This is a genomic window from Pararobbsia alpina, assembly GCF_965118125.1.
In the GTDB taxonomy this organism is placed as follows: Bacteria; Pseudomonadota; Gammaproteobacteria; order Burkholderiales; family Burkholderiaceae; genus Pararobbsia; species Pararobbsia alpina_A.
Genome location: NZ_OZ221287.1, coordinates 3962008 through 3979741, shown reverse-complemented (window position 1 = coordinate 3979741; position 17734 = coordinate 3962008). Strand labels below are relative to the sequence as shown.

Annotated in this window: 15 protein-coding genes; 6 read left to right on the top strand and 9 right to left on the bottom strand. The window is 62.5% G+C overall.

The genetic code is table 11. From position 1 onward, the window contains the following. The first annotated feature begins 7 nt into the window (after nucleotides 1-7). The gene (locus ACMFWR_RS17125) at nucleotides 8-1393 is read left to right on the top strand and encodes a THUMP domain-containing class I SAM-dependent RNA methyltransferase (protein WP_413192787.1); all 1386 of its coding nucleotides are present in this window, start codon (nucleotides 8-10) and stop codon (nucleotides 1391-1393) included. Between the two features lie 170 nt (nucleotides 1394-1563). Here ACMFWR_RS17125 and ACMFWR_RS17120 read toward each other — a convergent pair whose 3' ends face one another. After that, entirely contained in the window at nucleotides 1564-2439 is an 876-nt protein-coding gene (locus ACMFWR_RS17120) for a LysR family transcriptional regulator (RefSeq protein ID WP_413192786.1), read from the bottom strand. 168 nt (nucleotides 2440-2607) lie between these two features. On the opposite strand from ACMFWR_RS17120, the gene ACMFWR_RS17115 reads away from it, so the two are divergent. Further along, nucleotides 2608-3021 (top strand): DoxX family protein, encoded by a 414-nt coding sequence (locus ACMFWR_RS17115; RefSeq protein WP_413192785.1) that lies wholly within the window; start codon nucleotides 2608-2610, stop codon nucleotides 3019-3021. A 151-nt stretch (nucleotides 3022-3172) separates the two neighbouring features. Here ACMFWR_RS17115 and ACMFWR_RS17110 read toward each other — a convergent pair whose 3' ends face one another. The 3 genes from ACMFWR_RS17110 to ACMFWR_RS17100 are packed head-to-tail and all read right to left on the bottom strand — an operon-like array spanning nucleotide 3173 to nucleotide 6078. Further along, nucleotides 3173-4612 carry an NAD(P)(+) transhydrogenase (Re/Si-specific) subunit beta gene (locus ACMFWR_RS17110; protein WP_413192784.1) on the bottom strand — a complete coding sequence of 480 codons (1440 nt, stop codon included), beginning with the start codon at nucleotides 4610-4612 and terminating at the stop codon, nucleotides 3173-3175. Further along, on the bottom strand, nucleotides 4609-4923 hold the full coding sequence (locus ACMFWR_RS17105) for a proton-translocating transhydrogenase family protein (RefSeq protein ID WP_413192783.1): 315 nt from the start codon (nucleotides 4921-4923) through the stop codon (nucleotides 4609-4611). Before ACMFWR_RS17105 ends, ACMFWR_RS17110 begins: the two co-directional genes overlap by 4 nt. Nucleotides 4924-4935: 12 nt before the next feature. Next, nucleotides 4936-6078 carry a Re/Si-specific NAD(P)(+) transhydrogenase subunit alpha gene (locus ACMFWR_RS17100; RefSeq protein WP_413192782.1) on the bottom strand — a complete coding sequence of 381 codons (1143 nt, stop codon included), beginning with the start codon at nucleotides 6076-6078 and terminating at the stop codon, nucleotides 4936-4938. Nucleotides 6079-6540: 462 nt separating this feature from the next. Between ACMFWR_RS17100 and mnmA the strand changes: the two genes are divergently transcribed. Beyond that, nucleotides 6541-7677: a tRNA 2-thiouridine(34) synthase MnmA gene (gene mnmA, locus ACMFWR_RS17095; protein ID WP_413192781.1), complete on the top strand. Its 1137-nt coding sequence runs from the start codon at nucleotides 6541-6543 to the stop codon at nucleotides 7675-7677. Between the two features lie 198 nt (nucleotides 7678-7875). On the opposite strand, the gene ACMFWR_RS17090 is transcribed toward mnmA, so the two are convergent. After that, nucleotides 7876-8487 carry a glutathione S-transferase N-terminal domain-containing protein gene (locus ACMFWR_RS17090; protein ID WP_413192780.1) on the bottom strand — a complete coding sequence of 204 codons (612 nt, stop codon included), beginning with the start codon at nucleotides 8485-8487 and terminating at the stop codon, nucleotides 7876-7878. 260 nt (nucleotides 8488-8747) lie between these two features. On the opposite strand from ACMFWR_RS17090, the gene purB reads away from it, so the two are divergent. Beyond that, complete coding sequence (purB, locus tag ACMFWR_RS17085; protein WP_413192779.1) at nucleotides 8748-10133, top strand: adenylosuccinate lyase; 1386 nt, start codon at nucleotides 8748-8750, stop codon at nucleotides 10131-10133. Nucleotides 10134-10243: 110 nt separating this feature from the next. On the opposite strand, the gene ACMFWR_RS17080 is transcribed toward purB, so the two are convergent. From ACMFWR_RS17080 to ACMFWR_RS17070, 3 genes are read right to left on the bottom strand one after another with little or no spacing between them, the layout of a single operon-like run. Further along, nucleotides 10244-11050, bottom strand: a complete 807-nt coding sequence (locus tag ACMFWR_RS17080; RefSeq protein WP_413192778.1) for a membrane integrity-associated transporter subunit PqiC — start codon at nucleotides 11048-11050, stop codon at nucleotides 10244-10246. Next, nucleotides 11047-12702, bottom strand: coding sequence for an intermembrane transport protein PqiB (locus ACMFWR_RS17075; protein ID WP_413192777.1), 1656 nt, complete (start codon nucleotides 12700-12702; stop codon nucleotides 11047-11049). Before ACMFWR_RS17075 ends, ACMFWR_RS17080 begins: the two co-directional genes overlap by 4 nt. Beyond that, entirely contained in the window at nucleotides 12695-14263 is a 1569-nt protein-coding gene (locus ACMFWR_RS17070; protein ID WP_413192776.1) for a paraquat-inducible protein A, read from the bottom strand. The genes ACMFWR_RS17075 and ACMFWR_RS17070 overlap by 8 nt, the downstream gene beginning before the upstream one ends. A 327-nt stretch (nucleotides 14264-14590) precedes the next feature. On the opposite strand from ACMFWR_RS17070, the gene ACMFWR_RS17065 reads away from it, so the two are divergent. Both ACMFWR_RS17065 and ACMFWR_RS17060 read left to right on the top strand, forming a co-directional pair. Then, on the top strand, nucleotides 14591-15919 hold the full coding sequence (locus ACMFWR_RS17065) for an MFS transporter (protein ID WP_413194942.1): 1329 nt from the start codon (nucleotides 14591-14593) through the stop codon (nucleotides 15917-15919). A 216-nt stretch (nucleotides 15920-16135) separates the two neighbouring features. Further along, on the top strand, nucleotides 16136-16714 hold the full coding sequence (locus ACMFWR_RS17060) for a YceI family protein (protein WP_413192775.1): 579 nt from the start codon (nucleotides 16136-16138) through the stop codon (nucleotides 16712-16714). A 65-nt stretch (nucleotides 16715-16779) separates the two neighbouring features. Here ACMFWR_RS17060 and secF read toward each other — a convergent pair whose 3' ends face one another. Beyond that, nucleotides 16780-17730 (bottom strand): protein translocase subunit SecF, encoded by a 951-nt coding sequence (gene secF, locus ACMFWR_RS17055; protein WP_413192774.1) that lies wholly within the window; start codon nucleotides 17728-17730, stop codon nucleotides 16780-16782. Nucleotides 17731-17734 lie beyond the last annotated feature (4 nt).

Sequence of the window (17734 nt, the reverse complement as noted above, 5' to 3'; positions counted from 1 at the left end):
TCCGCCGATGTCCTCTTTCGAATTCTTTGCCCCTTGCCCCCGTGGTCTCGAGGCCCCGCTCGTTGCCGAGCTCCACGAGATCAGTGCTCACGCGCCCATCAAGGTTGGCGCGGAGGTGCCCGGTGGCGTTCACTTTGCGGGCGAGTGGGCAGCGGCGTTCGCGGCCAACCTGCATTCGCGTATCGCGAGCCGCGTGCTGCTCAAGATCGCATCGCGGCCCTATCGCAACGAACACGATATCTTCGCGTTTGCGCTCGAGCAGCCGTGGGAACGGTGGTTCACCGCGAACCAGACGCTGCGTATCGATGTGACGGCGATCAAATCGCCGTTGCGCAGCCTGGAGTTCACGACGCTCAAGGTCAAGGACGCCGTCTGCGATCGGCTGCGCGACAAGACCGGCGCACGGCCGAACATCGACACGGCAGAGCCCGACGTCCGGATCTTCGTCTTCGTGACGGCGACCGACTGCACGCTCTACCTCGATACATCAGGCGATCCGCTGTTCAAGCGAGGCTGGCGCCTCGACAAGGGAGCTGCGCCGCTGCGCGAGAACCTGGCCGCCGGCATTTTGCGTCTGACCGGCTGGACGCGCGACACACCGCTTTACGATCCGATGTGCGGCAGCGGCACGTTCCTCGCCGAAGCCGTTCAGCAAGCGCTCGGCGTTGCACCGGGTGTGCAGCGCCGGTTCGGTTTCGAAAAGCTCAAGGGCTACGACGTCACGGCATGGCAGTCGCTCAAGGTCGCCGCGATGGATAACGCGCGTGCGGCGCGTAGTGCGAAGACCAGCGACCTGCTGATTTTTGGCAGCGATATTTCGGGCGACATGCTCGAGAAAGCGCGCAGCAATTTGTCACGCGCCGGTGTGCCGACCTTGTCGCTCAAGCAGCTCGACGCACGCAATATGGTGGCACCCGTCGAGGGCCCCGGCATTCTGGTTGCGAATCCGCCGTACGGCGAACGTATCGAAGTCCGCGGCCGCGGCCCGCGTGGCGAAGCGAGGCCGACGTCTCGCAGCGAACGCGAGCAGTCGCGCGGCGGTCGCGGTGCCCGAGGCGACGCTGGCGACACGCGCGGTGGCTATCGCGGAGGCGCAGGTGACGATGAGACACCGCGAGGATTCGAACGAGCGCACAACGACGACCTGGGCGCCGAGTTTTTCCAGTCGTTCGGCACCGCGCTCAAACAACACTTCACGGGCTGGCATGCGTACATGCTGACCTCCGACCGCGGATTGCCCGGCCAACTGCGCCTGCGCGAATCGGCCAAGACCCCGCTCTACAACGGCGCACTCGAATGCCGCCTGTTCCGCTTCGACGTCGTCGCCGGCTCCGTACGACGTCGTGATGCTGACGAAACACCGACCCAAACAGGCAATGCGTCGGGCGAATGAGCGGATAGGGTGGCGTTGATTACGTCGTCCGAGCCGATTGCTGCCATAGTTCGAGAGGTGTAGCGTTCCGTTGCTAGCCACCAGGACTCGCGGGAAACTGCCCCTGAACATACGAAAGTGTTGGAACAAAAGAGCCCGCAGCCATGCGGGCTTTTTTTGTTTTCTCGCCACTACCAACGCGGATTCTTGAACGCTTCGACGAGGAAGTCGACAAGGCAGCGTACCTTTTGCGGTAACTGTTTTCGCGTTGGATACACAGCGTAGATACCGAGTTCGATGGCCGTGAATTCGGGAATCAGATGGACGAGGCGTCCGGCCCGGATGTCTTCGCCGACGATAAAGCTTGGCAGGTAGATCACGCCTTCATTTGCCAACGCGATGGCTCGGCACGTGTCGCCGTTACTCGAATAGACCCGCGCACGTGTTCTGACGGATGCGGTTCCGTCGGGTCCTGCGAATTCCCATTCATCACGAGCGGCGAGGTTCGAATAGGCGACCACTGCGTGGTTCGCCAAGTCACGAGGATGCGACGGTGCGCCGTGACGCTCGATATATGCGGGCGATGCGCAGACAAGCATTTGCGTGCTCGCGAGCTTGCGGCTCACGAGCGACGAATCGGCGAGCGCTGAGATGCGAATCGCAACGTCGTAGCCTTCGTCGACGAGATCGACCATCCGGTCATTGAGCACGAGATCGAGTTCAATCTGCGGGTACTGCGCCATGAACGGACCCCATAGCGGTGCCAGATGCAGGATGCCGAAACTCATCGGCATATTGACGCGCACGATGCCGCCGGGTTGTCCTGTCCTCTGACTGATTTCCGCTTCCGCCTCGTCCATCGCCGCGAGGATTTCCTTCGCGCGCTGATGGAATGTCCTGCCTTCCTGTGTCAGCGACAAGCGCCGTGTGGTTCGATGCAGGAGCCGCACGCCCAGTCTCTGCTCGAGGGTGTCGACATGGCGCGACACGGTGGCTTTCGACATCCTGAGCGAGTCGGCCGCACCGATAAACGTGCCGATGTCGACGACTTCGACGAACACTTGCATTTCAAGGCTGCGGTCCATGAATTGGGATAATGTATGGAACAATAATTCCCAATTCTAGATGTTTATCGCCAACCTTGGCGCGAATACAGTGACGTCCATCAGGCAGCGCATCGATTCCAGCGGTGACTACCTCTTCAACCCACCTATCCAGTTTGAGGTCACGACATCATGAAGAACTTTTCTCTCGATGGACAAAAGGACGAAATCGTTCTGTTCGCTCGTATTCTGTTGGTCGTCTTGTTCGTACTGTTCGGTTGGCAAAAGCTCACGGGATTTGCAGGCACGATCGACTATATGACGCACGTCGGCGCACCGTTGCCGACGATCTCGGCGGCGATTGCAGTGGCTGCGGAACTCGGTGGTGGTCTGTTGATACTGGTCGGTTTCTTCACCCGGCCCCTCGCGTTGCTGCTTGCCGTCTACACGGTAGCGACCGCGCTGATCGGCCATCGGTATTGGGCCATGACGGGCATGGAGCAATACGCTGCCATGATCAACTTCTACAAGAACATCAGCATCGCCGGTGCGTTCCTTCTGCTCGCAGTAACGGGTCCGGGACGTTATTCGATTGATCGCAAGTAAATCGATGCACAGCAAAACAAAGGGGCCGAGCATTCGCTCGGCCCCTTCGTCGTTTCGTCGACAAATCAGTCTGTGACGCGACGGCGTCGTACGTCGATCCAGCGTTTCAGCAACTGCAGTTCCGCCAAATCGATCTACCTTCCGACCGGCGTTACTCGACCGCTTTCACCATATCCTCGACGACCTTCTTCGCGTCGCCGAACACCATCATCGTCTTGTCCATATAGAACAATTCATTGTCGAGGCCCGCATACCCTGAGGCCATCGAGCGCTTGTTCACGATGACGGTCGAGGCCTTGTACGCCTCGAGAATCGGCATCCCTGCAATGGGCGACTTCGGATCTTTGGCCGCAGGATTCACGACATCGTTCGCACCGAGCACGAGCACGACATCGGTCTGACCGAACTCCGCATTGATGTCTTCCATTTCGAAGACCTGGTCGTACGGCACCTCGGCTTCCGCGAGCAGCACGTTCATGTGCCCCGGCATGCGACCGGCGACGGGGTGAATCGCGTACTTCACCTCGACGCCTTTCTCGACGAGCTTGTCGGTGAGCTCTTTGAGCGCGTGCTGCGCACGTGCGACGGCCAGGCCGTAGCCCGGCACGATCACGACGGATTCGGCATTGCCGAGCATGAACGCCGCATCATCGGCCGAACCCGATTTCACCGGACGCTGCTCGGTACTTCCACCGGTCGCCGCCGAAGCTTCGCCGCCAAAGCCGCCAAGGATCACGTTGAAGAACGACCGGTTCATCGCCTTGCACATGATGTACGAGAGGATCGCACCGGACGAGCCGACCAGCGACCCCGCGACGATCAGCATCGAGTTGTTCAACGAAAAACCGATACCCGCTGCCGCCCACCCCGAATACGAATTGAGCATTGACACGACGACCGGCATATCGGCGCCGCCGATCGGGATGATGATCAGCACACCGAGCGCAAACGCGATCAGCGTCATGATGATGAACGGCAGCCACGATTGCGACAGGAAGAAGATCACGCCGAAGCCGATCATCGCGATCGCAAGCAGCAAGTTGATCAGGTGCTGGCCCGGATAGACGACGGGCGCGCCCTGGAACAGCCGGAACTTGTACTTGCCCGAGAGCTTGCCGAATGCGATGACCGAACCCGAGAACGTGATCGCGCCGACGAAGGTGCCGATAAAGAGTTCGACACGATTGCCATAGGGCAGCGTCGGATCGCCTTGCGGCGCCAGGCCGAATGCCGATGGCTCGGAGACCACCGCATAGGCGATGCACACTGCAGCCAGACCGATCAGTGAGTGCATCGCGGCAACGAGCTCGGGCATCTTTGTCATCTCGACCCGATTGGCGACAAAAGCGCCAATCGCACCGCCGATCACCAATGCGCCGAACAGCAAGCCAAGCCCGGTGCCGAGCGGTAGCTGCATTTCAGCCGCACGGTTATAGATCAGTGCGAGCGTCGTCAGCACGGCGATCGCCATGCCGCTCATGCCGAACACGTTGCCGCGCCGCGCGGTGGTCGGGTGCGAAAGACCCTTGAGCGCCTGGATAAAGCAGACCGAGGCGACGAGATAGAGAAGGGTGACGACTTCGTAGCTCATTTGCCGCCCTCCGTGCCCGTTGCGTCCTTCTTAGGTGTCTTCTTGCGGAACATTTCGAGCATGCGGCGCGTGACCAGGAAGCCGCCGAACACATTGATTGCCGCGAGCAGGACCGCGATCGTGCCGAAGACTTTGCCGGCAGGGCTCACGGTGAGCGCAGCCGCGAGCATTGCACCGACGATCACGATGGCCGAGATCGCATTGGTCACCGCCATCAATGGCGTATGCAGAGCAGGTGTCACGGTCCAAACCACGTGATAGCCGACATAGACGGCCAGCACGAACACGATCAGATGATTGACCAGTTCCATGGAGTCTCCCCGTCAGGCCTTGCGCGCGAGTTCGCCATCGCGCGTCAGCAGCGTCGCGGCGACGATGTCGTCGTCGAGGTCGATATGAAGCTTCGCTTCCTTGTCGATGATCAGCTTGAGGAAGTCGATCAGGTTGCGGGCATAGAGCGACGACGCATCGGCAGCGACCGTGGCAGGCAGGTTCGTGTGGCCGATGAGTTGCACGCCATGTCGCACGACTGTCTTGCCCGCTTCGGTCAGCGGACAGTTGCCGCCTCGCCCGTGAGGCTGCTCGATGCCGCGGCCTGCAGCCAGATCGACGATGACCGAGCCCGGCTTCATGGCCTTGACGGTCTCCTCGTCGATCAGCGTTGGCGCGGCACGCCCCGGAATCAGCGCCGTCGAGATCACGATATCGGCTTGCTTGAGCCGTTCGTGAACCGCGGCCGACTGCCGCTTGAGCCAGGCGGGCGGCATCGGGCGCGCATAGCCGCCGACGCCTTCCGCGGCTTCGCGTTCTTCGTCGGTTTCGTAGGGCACGTCGATGAACTTCGCGCCGAGCGACTCGATTTGTTCCTTGACGGCCGGGCGTACGTCCGACGCCTCGATCACCGCGCCAAGGCGCTTGGCCGTCGCGATGGCCTGCAGGCCCGCGACGCCTGCGCCGAGCACGACGACCCGGGCCGCCTTGACGGTGCCCGCCGCGGTCATCAGCATCGGCATGAAGCGCTGATACAGCGCGGCGGCCATCAGCACCGCCCGGTAGCCGGCAATATTGGCCTGTGAGGACAGGACGTCGAGGCTTTGTGCCCGTGTCGTGCGCGGCGCGGATTCGAGCGCGAATGAGGTCAGGCCCGCGGCGGCGAGGCGCGCAGCCTGCTCGGTATCGAACGGGTCGAGCATGCCGACCAGCACGCTGCCGGGTTTCATGAACGGGAGTTCAGGGTCGATCGGGGCGCGGACCTTGAGTACGATCTCCGCACCCAGGGCACCGGCGGCGTCGACGATCTCGGCGCCTGCGGCCCTGAAGGCTTCGTCCGTGAAGAAGGCATGCGCACCGGCGCCGGCCTGAACGAGAACCTGATGCGACGCGCTTGCGAGGCGTTTGACCGTTTCCGGCGTCGCCGCGACACGCGTTTCTCCTTCCCGCACTTCGGCGGGTATGCCAATACGCATTCCGTTACCCCCTTGTTCTTTGCAGACCGGATAGCGTGGCAGACGCTGTCCGAAAGACGAGTGAGACGAGGCTGGTACGACTGTATCTGACGTGGACACGACTTTAACCGACATCGGACGGAAAAAGTGTCAGTGCCTGTCTCGGCGTAGGGCGGGTAAAACCGAACAGCGCCAGCGCATGGAACGCGCTAGGCGTTGTCGCATCGCGCGTGGCGCTTCGTAAGCCGCTCGCTGTGTCCCCGTCCTGGCGGGGCGGGGGCCAGGTCGACGGGCCTGCGGGAGCAACTGGCTCATTGAGCTGACGACGGGGCATTCAAGCGCGCTTGCCACCTTCCCGGTAGAATGCGAAGTCATTGAATCCTGAGGAAATTTCCCCAAAGCGGTTTGTCATGAGGCAATCGCAATCTCTGCATTGCGCGGAGAAAGGGGGCTCGGGACGCAGCACGAACAACGGTACGAATCATGGCGAAGCAAAAGGTGGTGGTGGGCATGTCGGGCGGGGTCGACTCGTCGGTGACGGCCTGGCTGCTCAAGGAACAGGGTTACGACGTCGTCGGCCTGTTCATGAAGAACTGGGAAGACGACGACGACAGCGAATACTGCTCGACGCGCGAGGACTGGATCGACGTCGTCTCGGTGGCCGATCTGATCGGCATCGATGTCGAAGCGGTCAACTTTGCGGCCGAATACAAGGACCGCGTGTTCGCGGAATTCCTGCGCGAATATTCCGCGGGACGCACGCCGAACCCCGATGTGCTGTGCAACGCCGAAATCAAGTTCAAGGCGTTTCTCGACCATGCGATGGCGCTCGGCGCCGACACGATCGCAACCGGACACTACGCACGCGTGCGCCGGGCCGCCGATGGCCGGGTCGAGCTGCTGAAAGCCAAGGACCTGACCAAGGACCAGAGCTACTTCCTCCATCGTCTGTCCCAGCATCAGCTTGATCGCGCGATGTTCCCGCTTGGCGAGATTCCGAAGACGGAAGTGCGCCGGATTGCCGCGGAAATCGGTCTGCCGAACGCAAAGAAGAAGGATTCGACGGGGATTTGCTTTATCGGCGAGCGCCCGTTCCGCGAATTCCTCAACCGCTATCTTCCGACGCAGCCCGGGCCGATGAAGACGGCTGACGGCACGGTCGTCGGCGAGCATATCGGTCTCGCGTTCTATACCCTCGGACAGCGCAAGGGGATTGGTCTGGGCGGCAGCCGCGAGGGCAGTGGCGAGCCGTGGTTTGTCGCGCGCAAGGAGATGGCGACGAACACTTTGTATGTCGTCCAGGGGCACGATCATCCGTGGCTGGCCGCACCGTCGCTAACGGCCATCGATGCGAGCTGGGTCGCAGGCGAGCCGCCGGCCGAAGGCATCAAGATCGCAGCCAAGACGCGCTATCGTCAATCCGACGCGCCCTGCACGGTGCTCAGTGCAAACGCGACAGGCGGCTTCACGCTCGGCTTCGACGACGCGCAGTGGGCGGTGACGCCCGGCCAATCGGCCGTGCTATACGACGGCGACGTGTGTCTCGGTGGCGGAATCATCGAGCACGCGGGCGCCGACGTGGCGGCGCAATCGGCGGCGATCGCGGAATCGGTAGCCTGACAGCATGTTCGAGTCACAGCGCGGTTCGAGCAGCACCGCGACGCGTGTGGCGGGGCAAGACAGACCAGAAGGAAAAGCGGCGCCGTGAGGGCGCCGTTTTTATTCGCGGATCATGTCGCGTCGATGAAAGACGCCGGACCTGCCATCGACGTCATGGTCGAACTGCCGTGCCGTGCCGTGAGGGGCACGTGCGGCCGGTCAGTCGTGCGGGACCGTGTCCGCGAACGATGGCCGTTGCATCAGCTTGTCGTAAAGCTTGGCCAGGTTGGGATACGTCTCTTGCCACGCGACATCCGGCAGCCGGAACGAGACGTAACCGAGCGCGCAGCCCACGGAGATATCGGCGAGCGTCAGATGGTTCGACACGCACCATGCATTGTTGCCGAGCCCCTTGGACATCGCGGCAAGACCGTGCTCGATCTTTTGCGTCTGACGGGCGACCCAGGAAGGGCTGCGCTCCGATGCCGCGCGCATCGTGCTTTCCACGCGGATCAGAACGCCGGCGTCGTTGACGCCATCGCCCAGCGCTTCCCAGCACCGCACCTCGGCACGCTCGCGCCCGCCCGGGGGAATCAGCTTGCCAACGGGAGTCATTGTGTCGACGTACTCGCAGATCACACGCGAGTCGAATACCGCCTCACCGTCTTCCATGACGAGGCACGGCACCTTGCCGAGCGGGTTGTATTCGTCGATGCGTGTATCGGCGGCCCAGACGTTTTCAAGCTCGAGCTGGTAGTCGATCTTCTTTTCAGCCATGACCACGCGTACCTTGCGGACGAATGGGCTGGTCAGCGAACCGATGAGTTTCATCTTTGCCCTTGAAATTGACCGGTAGGAGTATAGCGGCCCGCCTTTAACGCCCGGAAGGTGTCGAAGGATTACAACATGCGGTAGACGCAAGGTCTGCGGGTTGTGCTTGTCGACTGGCGGCTCGCCCGGCCGATATCGGCACCGATGGTAAAATCCCGGGTTCCTTTCCGATGTACCGACTGCTGCCCGCGTGTCGCGAGGCCTTTGCACCAGCAATGTGCGTCGCGGTGTGCCGGATGGCCTTCTTGCAAAAGCCGATCATGTCCGAACTCCGTCCCGAATCCCTGAGCGCCTTGACCGCGCTGTCGCCGCTCGATGGCCGCTATGCGTCGAAGACCGAAGCCCTGCGCGACTGGCTCTCCGAAGCCGCATTCATGCGCCATCGCGTCGAGGTCGAGATCAACTGGCTGATCGCGCTGTCGCAAGCGGGCCTGCCTGAAGTGCCGCGTTTCTCGACCGAAGCGGAAAAGCATCTGCTCGGTCTCGTCGAGCGCTTCTCCACTGCCGACGCCGCGCGCATCAAAGACATCGAGCGCGTGACGAACCATGACGTCAAGGCCGTCGAATACTGGCTCAAGGAGTCGGTCAAGGGACAGGCGGAACTCGAGCGCGCGAGCGAATTCATTCACTTTGCGTGCACGTCGGAAGACATCAACAACACCTCGCATGGCCTGATGCTCAAGGGCGCGCGCGAGCACGTCATGTTGCCCGCGCTGCGCAAGCTCCAGCAGAAGCTGGTTGCGCTGGCGCACGACAATGCGTCGCTGCCGATGCTCTCACGCACGCACGGTCAGCCGGCGAGCCCGACGACGCTCGGTAAGGAGCTGGCCAACGTGGCGGCGCGCCTCTCGCGCGCCATCGACCGCGTTGCGGGCGTTCAGCTGCTCGGCAAGATGAACGGAGCCGTCGGCAACTACAACGCTCACCTGAGCGCGTACCCGGAACTCGACTGGGAATCGTTCTCGCGCGGCGTCGTAGAACAGCGCCTCGGCCTGACGTTCAACCCCTATACGATCCAGATTGAACCGCACGATTACATGGCCGAACTGTTCGACGCGGTGTCGCGTGCCAACACGGTGCTGCTCGACCTGAATCGTGATGTCTGGGGATACATTTCGCTCGGTTATTTCAAGCAACGCCTGAAGGCCGGCGAAATCGGTTCGTCGACGATGCCGCACAAGGTCAACCCGATCGACTTCGAAAACTCGGAAGGGAATCTGGGCCTTGCGAACGCATTGCTGCGTCATCTGGCCGACAAGCTGCCGGTCTCGCGCTGGCAGCGCGACCTGACCGACTCGACGGTGCTGCGCAATATCGGCGTCGCGTTCGGCTATTCGCTGCTCGCGTACGACGCGTGCCTGCGTGGGCTCGACAAGCTCGAAGTGAATCCGGCGCGTCTTGCCGAAGATCTCGACAACTGCTGGGAAGTGTTGGCGGAACCGGTACAGACCGTCATGCGCCGCTATGGCATCGAGAATCCGTATGAGCAGCTCAAGGAACTCACGCGAGGCAAGGGCATTACCCGCGAAGCGCTGCAAACCTTCATTCAAGGCCTCGCGATCCCCGATGACGCGAAGCAGCGCCTGCTCGAGATGACGCCGGGTTCGTATATCGGCAAGGCGACGGAACTCGCCGGACGCATTTAAAGGCGACCGGCTGCGGGCGACCGCAGTCGTAGCTATCCGTGAAGATGAAGAAAGGCCGCGCTGACAAGCGCGGCCTTTTTATTACGTCGACGCTGCGAGGACGTCGGGCCTCACGGGCATGACGGCATCATGGGCGTCGGTGCTGCAGCGATCGGCTTCGATTTGCTTCCCGCTGTGGCCGGCTTGGCAGGCGGCGTCAGCGTATTGGGCATCTCGCTGAGCTGGGTGATCACGCCGCCGATATCGGCCGCGATCTGTTCGAGCTCGCGACGATGGCCCTGGGCAATCGCTTCGTAGCCCCCGCCGATCTGCTCGTTGACCACCGAGCGGCAGGTCATCACCGGCAGATCCGACTGGTTCTGCAGATCCGTGCGGCGCACCGTCCAGACCAGATCGATCGACGTGCTCGTGCCTGGTACGGAGATAAAGCGGCGCACGGTCAGGCCGACGCGATACACCGGCAGCTTGGACGGATACGTCGACCGGTACACGTCGATCGTATGCAACGAGCGCGACAGATACTCCGAGATCGATCCAGAGATCTCGGTCTGCAAGGGCGCGATCCAGCGTTGGTGCTCGACGACCGCGACGCGGCCGTTGCCAAGATCGGTCACCATCTGCGCCCGCGCAACTTCATCGGGCACGACGGCATCGGTCACTTCGATATAGAACGGTGCAGCCTCGGCGACAGATGGCTTGTAAGCCGTCGTCGCATCCTTGCCGCGCAGCGTATAGAAGTGATCAGGCGGCGTGTCGGCACAGCCGGCCAGCAGGGTCGCGGCGGCGATCGATGCCGCAAGAATCGGTGTGATGAGTGGCGTCACAGCGCGAGCGGCAAGCCGCGGCAGCCGACGTGTCGTGCGCGACGCGCCGCTCAGGTGCGCGCCGAGGGCTTTTATTGTTCGATCCGGCATCATGGTTTGGTGTCCTCGGAGGGATCCTGGGGCTTGCCACGCAGCAGCGATTCAGGGTGCCGTTCCAGATAGTCGGCGAGCTGGTTCAGCGATTGCATCGTGCGGTTCAATTCCTGAATCGCGCGGGTCACGTCGGATTGCAGCGGCGAGTCGGACTGCAGCACCTGATTCGCCGAGCGGAACGTCTTCTGCGCTTCATCGAGCGTGGCCTTCGCTTCCGGTGCGATCTCGTTGTTCAGCTGACCGAACAACACGTTCGCATTCTTGAGCGTGTCGTTGAGGTTGTTGCCAATCTGATCGAACGGAATCTTGTTGAGCTTCGCCGCGATATCGGCCACCTGTTGCTGGAGCTCGTCGAGCGTGCTCGGCGTCGTCGGCAATTCGACCGGGTCCTTCGTGTAGTCGATCTGCGCCGGCGGTACGCGCGGGAAGAAGTCGAGCGCGATATAGAGCTGGCCGGTAAGCAGATTGCCGCTACGCAATTGCGCGCGCAGGCCGTGCTTGACCATCGCCGCAAGCCGTTCGCGGCCCGCCTCCGATCCGGGTTGCGCGTTCGCATTGAAGCGTGTGCCGAGGCGCATCGGATAGATATCGACGGCGACCGGCATCTGGATCGTCTTCGTTGCCCGGTCGTATTCGACCCCGATCGACACGACACGACCCAGCGTGATGCCGCGGAAGTCGACCGGCGCGCCCGGCGTGAGGCCGCGCAGCGACTGGTTGAAGCGCATGATCACGCGCGTCGGGATCCCGTCGGGATCGCGCATCGCATCGGGCTCGTCGATGGCGAGCCGGTACGACGTGTTCTCGCCGGTAGGATTGCCGGGCGGCTGCCCTTGCGGACTCTGGAATGCGACGCCCCCTGCGAGGATGGCAGCGAGCGATTGGGTATCGAGCTTGATACCGTTCGCATCGAGACGCACGTCGATCCCGCTTGCCTGCCAGAACCGGGTATTGCTGCGCACGTACTGGTCGTATGGCGCGTTGACGAACACACGCACAGTCACGCCGCTGCCGTCACGGTTCAGGTCATAGCCGACGACCTGACCGACCGTCACGCGTCGATAGAACACGGGCGATCCGATATCGAGCGAACCCAGCGAATCGCCTCGCAGCACGAACTGCCGGCCTTTCTGGTCACCGGTCACAGCAGGCGGTTGTTCGAGGCCGACGAATTCGCGACGTTCATCGTGCGAGCGACCGGCGTCGACACCGATGTAGGAGCCTGACAGCAGCGTCGACAGGCCCGACACGCCACTCGCAGCGACACGCGGGCGCACGACCCAGAAGCGCGTGTCGGCCACGGCGAAATTCTCGGCCTGTTTCGTGAGTTCGACTTCGATCAGTACATGCGAGCGATCGGGCGCGAGCGTGATGCGTTTGACCTCGCCGATATTGACGTTCTTGTACTTGACCTGTGTCTTGCCTGCGTCGATCCCTTCAGCCGTCAGGAAACTGATCGTGATCGTCGGTCCGCGGTCCGCGACCGTCTTGATCGCCAGCGTGATCCCGATGACCGCCGCGAGCAGCGGGATCAGCCAGACGAGCGAGGGCAGCCAGCGACGGCGGCGTTGGACGACGGGATCCGGAATGTCGCCGGGCAACGGCAGCGGATCGTCTGATTCAGGCGGTTCGGGCCGTTCGCCATTAGTCATGGTGTTGTCCTGAGTTTTCGATGGTGTCCCAGATGAGGCGTGGGTCGAACTGATGTGAAGCGAACATGGTGAGCACGACGACCAGGCCGAACGCCACGGCGCCCGGGCCCGCGTAGATGGTCGCGAGAGACTGGAAATGCACGAGAGCAACGGTCAGCGTCACCACGAAGACGTCGAGCATCGACCATCGACCGATGAATTCGACGAGCCGGTAAAGACGGGTGCGCTGAATGGGCCGCCACCGCGAGCCGGCCTGCGCAGTGCCCGCAAGAATCGCGAGAACAATCAGCTTGAGCATCGGCACCATGAAGCTTGCGATAAACACGATGATCGCCAATGGCCACGAACCGGAGGTCCAGAAATAGACAATGCCGCTCATGATCGTGTCGTCTTCAGCGCCGAAGATCGATGACGTGTGCATGACCGGTAGCAGGTTCGCCGGCAGATACATGATCGCCGCGGAAATCAGCAGCGCCCACGTCCTCGACAGACTGTCGGGCTTGCGCGAATGCAGCGTCGCGCCGCAGCGGCGGCACACTTCCTTTTCGGCGCCGGGCACGTGCCGGTTGAGCAAGCCGCACGAATGGCACGAGACCAGGCCGCACCGCGCCGCGGTCAGATAGGTGTGCGGCGCAGCGGGTGCGGGCTGCGACGTTTTCGAACCCGGCTCGCGCGCTGTCGTTGCGTCAGCCGTTGCCGCCGGCTGCGAATCCGGGCCGATGCCGGGGCGGGGAGTCGACGAATCGCCGGGCGTTGAGGACGTCGTCATGTCGGCCTCCGGGGTGGATTGCGGTCGTCGGGGGGGGTGCGACGCATCGCGCGTTGCTGCGGACCCCTGTGGCGCTTGCGCCGGGACAGGCACGCCTGCGGTGGCAGTCGCCATGGTGGGCTCGTGCGATACCCCACCGCGCGCCGCGTGCAGGCGCAACGCGGTAATGCGCACAATGGTGTCGTCCGCCAGATCCCATAGGTCGCGCGGATCGAAGCTCACAAGCGCCGCGATCAGGAAGGTCAGCGCGCCGAACGCGAACATCGCGATTTCGGGGATGACCCGGGCGAGGCTTGTCATTTTCACGACCGTGATCAGTACGCCAAGCATGAACACTTCGATCATGCCCCAAGGCCGAACGGCCTGAATGGTGCGCAATATGAGGTCGAATCCCGGCGGCTTGCGGCCGAGCCGCAATGGCATCAGCAAATAGATCAGCGCCATCATTTCCACAAACGGGAACGCGATGGTGACGGTGGCGACCATGAACGCGATCAGCGTGCGGTCGCCGTCGATCAGGTTCAGCACGGCGCCGATCAATGTCGTGCGCGTCGTGATGCCATTGGCTTCGAGCTCGACGATCGGAAACGCATTGGCGATCAGGAAGGTGATCAGCGCCGCGAACGCGATCGCGAGCTCGCGGTCGGCTGAGCGCAGACCGACGTGCCGGTACAGCGTCGTGCCGCAGCGCGAGCAGCGCGCCGACGCGAGTCCGGTCAGATGATGTTTGTGGTGCAACGTGTCGCAGACTTCGCAGGCGATGTAGTTGTCTTGTTCCATGTAGTTCGTCAATCGTACTCGTGATCCGAAGGGAACGATGACACGGGCGCCAGCTGCGGCGCACGCCATGGTATCAAACGCGTGGGTCAGGGCGCGATTCGCCGCACGACGCGAGACACCGGTATCGGATTGGGCCTATACTGGCACCGGTCTTTGTGTTGTCAATTATTAATACGTCGCGGGCGGCATGGCGCTGTCGCGGCGTTGTGGCAGCGCCTGCGCTGTGCCCTCCCTCCAACGTTCGATCTTCCGAGCCCTGTTTTGCCGATCCGCGAGCCGCTTTTGCCCCGCACGGTGCTGATCCCCCTGATCGTTGCCTGCGCGCTGTTTATGGAGCAAATGGACGCGACAGTCATTGCGACTTCATTACCAATGATTGCAACGGATCTGCATGAGAGCCCGATTGCGCTCAAGCTCGCGCTGACATCGTACCTCGTGAGCCTCGCTGTCTTCATTCCGGTGTCGGGATGGATGGCGGATCGCTTCGGCTCGCGGACCATCTTCCGTGCTGCGATTGCCGTTTTCATGGGCGGTTCGATCCTTTGCGGGCTATCCGATTCCCTTGCGGCGTTCGTGGTCGCGCGGTTCCTGCAGGGCATGGGTGGAGCAATGATGGTGCCCGTCGGGCGGATGGTCATCTTGCGAAGTGTGACAAAGACCGAACTCGTGCAGGCGCTCAACTATCTGACCATCCCCGCGTTGATCGGTCCAATCATCGGCCCGCCGCTCGGCGGTCTGATCACGACGTACCTGAACTGGCGCTGGATCTTCTTCATCAACATTCCGATCAGTGTGCTCGGTATCTGGCTCGCGACCCGCTTTATCGATGAGCTGCGTTCCGAGCGGCCGCCGCCGCTCGACTGGCCGGGATTCCTGCTGTCGGCGTTCGGGCTCAGTCTGACGATGCTCGGTCTGGCGACGACGGGCCGGCACCTTGTCTCGACGCGCGTCTCGACCGGATGTCTGGTGACCGGCGCGCTCACGCTCGGTCTCTACTATTGGCACGCGCGGCGCGCCGAACATCCGTTGCTCCGCCTCGAATTGTTCAAGGTGCAGACGTTTCGCGTCGGCGTGCTCGGAGGTTCGTTGTTCCGGATGGGCATCGGTGCATTGCCGTTTCTGCTGCCCTTGTTCCTGCAACTCGGCTTTGGCCTGACGCCGTTCCAGTCGGGCGTACTCACATGCACCGGTGCAGCCGGGTCGATGTGCATGAAGACCTTGTCACGCAAGATCCTCAAGCGCTTCGGATTTCGCACGGTGCTGGTCAGCAACCTGGCAATCGCTTCGGCATCGTTGATGGCAATTGCCCTTTTTACAGCACAGACGTCGCACCTTGCGATTGCGGCGACGCTGCTGGCCGGCGGCGTGTTCCGCTCGCTCCAGTTCACGAGTCTGAATGCGATCTCGTACGCGGATATCGACCATGCCGACGTGAGTCAGGCGTCGAGTATCGCGAGCGCGGTTCAGCAGCTGTCGCTCGGGATGGGGGTGACAGTGGGCGCGTTCGCGCTGCAGGCCTCGAGTGCGCTGCAGGGCCATGCGACGCTGGTCGCGTCGGACTTTCGGCCCGCTTTTGTGCTGATCGGCTTGCTCTCGTTTTCATCGATGCGGTTCCTGCGCCAGTTGCCTGAAACGGCAGGTGCCGAAATCTCGGGCCGGGCCGCCTGATCGCCCTGCACCGTGCTTCACAAGGCCGCTGGCGGCCGCATGTACGCCGCGAATCCCGGAGTTGCCTCCTGCGGGCCTCGCTTTGATTGGGGCCGGGTCGACGCATTCGCGCCGATGCGTAATAATCCGCGCGCCTGATGTGCACGGGCATCGCGCCTCGCGCGTTGAGTCAGCCCGTGGCCGCAAAGCTGGCCGCACGATGCACCGGAATGCCCGATGAGTCTTACGATGATTTCCGCCCAGCTGAGCGCACTGGCGAGCGCATCTGCGCTGGCCAGCGCGTTGGCGCTTGGCAGCCCCGCCGACATGCAGGCCGATACGGCACACAGCACGGTCAGCGCGACGATTCGCCGAGCGGACGTACCCATCGTCGGCCGGTTCTCCCATTTCGACGCCCAGATCGCATTCGATCCGGCCAGTCCGAAGCATGCGCACGCACGCGTGAACATCGACACGCGGAGTTTTGATCTCGGTGATGCCGATGCGAATCGGGTCGCGCGGGGGCGTGACTGGTTCGATGCCGCGGAGTATCCGTCGGCGAGCTTTGCCTCGACGTCGATCGTGCCGGCGGGCGGCGACAAATACAGCATGACGGGCCGCCTCACGATTCGCGGCAGGACGCAGGACGTGGTGGTGCCGGTCAGCGTCAGTCAGGATGGCGCCATGCGGGTATTCGACGGCAGTCTGCCGGTGAACCGGCTGCGCTTTGGCGTGGGCCGCAACGCGCCGGCTTCAGAGGTCGCCGGTGTGGCCGACGAGGTCGTGATTCGATTCCACCTCGTCGTGCGGCGATAAACGCACGGTCATAAAAAAAGCCGGCTCAGTGTTCGAGCCGGCTTTTTGCTTTTCAGGCGGGACGGTTAAACCTGCGCCCCCGCGTTCGGATCGTTCGGATCGTGCTTGGGCTGGGACTGCTTGAGCAGGTCCTCGCGCTTGACGCCGAGCCACATCGCGAGTGCCGCGGCCACGAACACCGACGAGTAGATACCGAACAGAATACCGATCGTCAGTGCGAGCGCGAAGTAGTGCAGCGACGGGCCACCGAACAGGAACATCGACAGCACCATCATCTGCGTCGAACCGTGCGTGATGATCGTCCGCGACATCGTGCTCGTGATCGCGTGGTTGATGACCTCGGTCACGCTCATCTTGCGCTGGCGGCGGAACGTCTCGCGAATCCGGTCGAAGATCACGACCGATTCGTTGACCGAATAGCCGAGCACGGCAAGCACGGCTGCAAGCACCGACAACGAGAACTCCCACTGGAAGAACGCGAAGAAGCCCAGGATGATCACGACGTCGTGCAGGTTGGCGATCACGCCAGCGACGGCGTATTTCCACTCGAACCGGAACGACAGGTAAATCACGATGCCGATGACCACACAGGCGAGCGCCAGCAAGCCGTTGGTCGCGAGTTCCTTGCCAACCTGCGGGCCGACGAATTCGACGCTTTGCAGCTTGGCGCCCGCGTCCTGCTGCTGGAGCGCCGCCATGACCTGATCGCTTTCCTGCGCGGACGACAGACCGTTCTTGAGCGGCAGACGCACGATCACGCTATTGGACGAACCGAAGTTCGCGACCTGCGCGTCGGTGTAGCCCATCTTGTCGAGCGTCGTACGGATCGGATCGGTTTGCGCGACGTGCGGGTATTGCACTTCGAGCACCGTCCCGCCCGTGAATTCGATCGACAGGTGCAGGCCCCGGTGAATCAGGAAGAACACGGCCAGCAGGAAGGTGATCAACGAAATGACGTTGAACACCAGCGCGTGGCGCATGAACGGAATGTCTTTGCGGATGCGGAAAAATTCCATGATG

Bases quoted from the DNA above. Each gene is read 5' to 3' on its own strand.
- ACMFWR_RS17125 (WP_413192787.1), top strand. From the start codon at position 8: ATGTCCTCTTTCGAATTCTTTGCCCCTTGCCCCCGTGGTCTCGAGGCC.
- ACMFWR_RS17120 (WP_413192786.1), bottom strand. From the start codon at position 2,439: ATGCAAGTGTTCGTCGAAGTCGTCGACATCGGCACGTTTATCGGTGCG.
- ACMFWR_RS17115 (WP_413192785.1), top strand. From the start codon at position 2,608: ATGAAGAACTTTTCTCTCGATGGACAAAAGGACGAAATCGTTCTGTTC.
- ACMFWR_RS17110 (WP_413192784.1), bottom strand. From the start codon at position 4,612: ATGAGCTACGAAGTCGTCACCCTTCTCTATCTCGTCGCCTCGGTCTGC.
- ACMFWR_RS17105 (WP_413192783.1), bottom strand. From the start codon at position 4,923: ATGGAACTGGTCAATCATCTGATCGTGTTCGTGCTGGCCGTCTATGTC.
- ACMFWR_RS17100 (WP_413192782.1), bottom strand. From the start codon at position 6,078: ATGCGTATTGGCATACCCGCCGAAGTGCGGGAAGGAGAAACGCGTGTC.
- mnmA (WP_413192781.1), top strand. From the start codon at position 6,541: ATGGCGAAGCAAAAGGTGGTGGTGGGCATGTCGGGCGGGGTCGACTCG.
- ACMFWR_RS17090 (WP_413192780.1), bottom strand. From the start codon at position 8,487: ATGAAACTCATCGGTTCGCTGACCAGCCCATTCGTCCGCAAGGTACGC.
- purB (WP_413192779.1), top strand. From the start codon at position 8,748: ATGTCCGAACTCCGTCCCGAATCCCTGAGCGCCTTGACCGCGCTGTCG.
- ACMFWR_RS17080 (WP_413192778.1), bottom strand. From the start codon at position 11,050: ATGATGCCGGATCGAACAATAAAAGCCCTCGGCGCGCACCTGAGCGGC.
- ACMFWR_RS17075 (WP_413192777.1), bottom strand. From the start codon at position 12,702: ATGACTAATGGCGAACGGCCCGAACCGCCTGAATCAGACGATCCGCTG.
- ACMFWR_RS17065 (WP_413194942.1), top strand. From the start codon at position 14,591: ATGGACGCGACAGTCATTGCGACTTCATTACCAATGATTGCAACGGAT.
- ACMFWR_RS17060 (WP_413192775.1), top strand. From the start codon at position 16,136: ATGAGTCTTACGATGATTTCCGCCCAGCTGAGCGCACTGGCGAGCGCA.
- secF (WP_413192774.1), bottom strand. From the start codon at position 17,730: ATGGAATTTTTCCGCATCCGCAAAGACATTCCGTTCATGCGCCACGCG.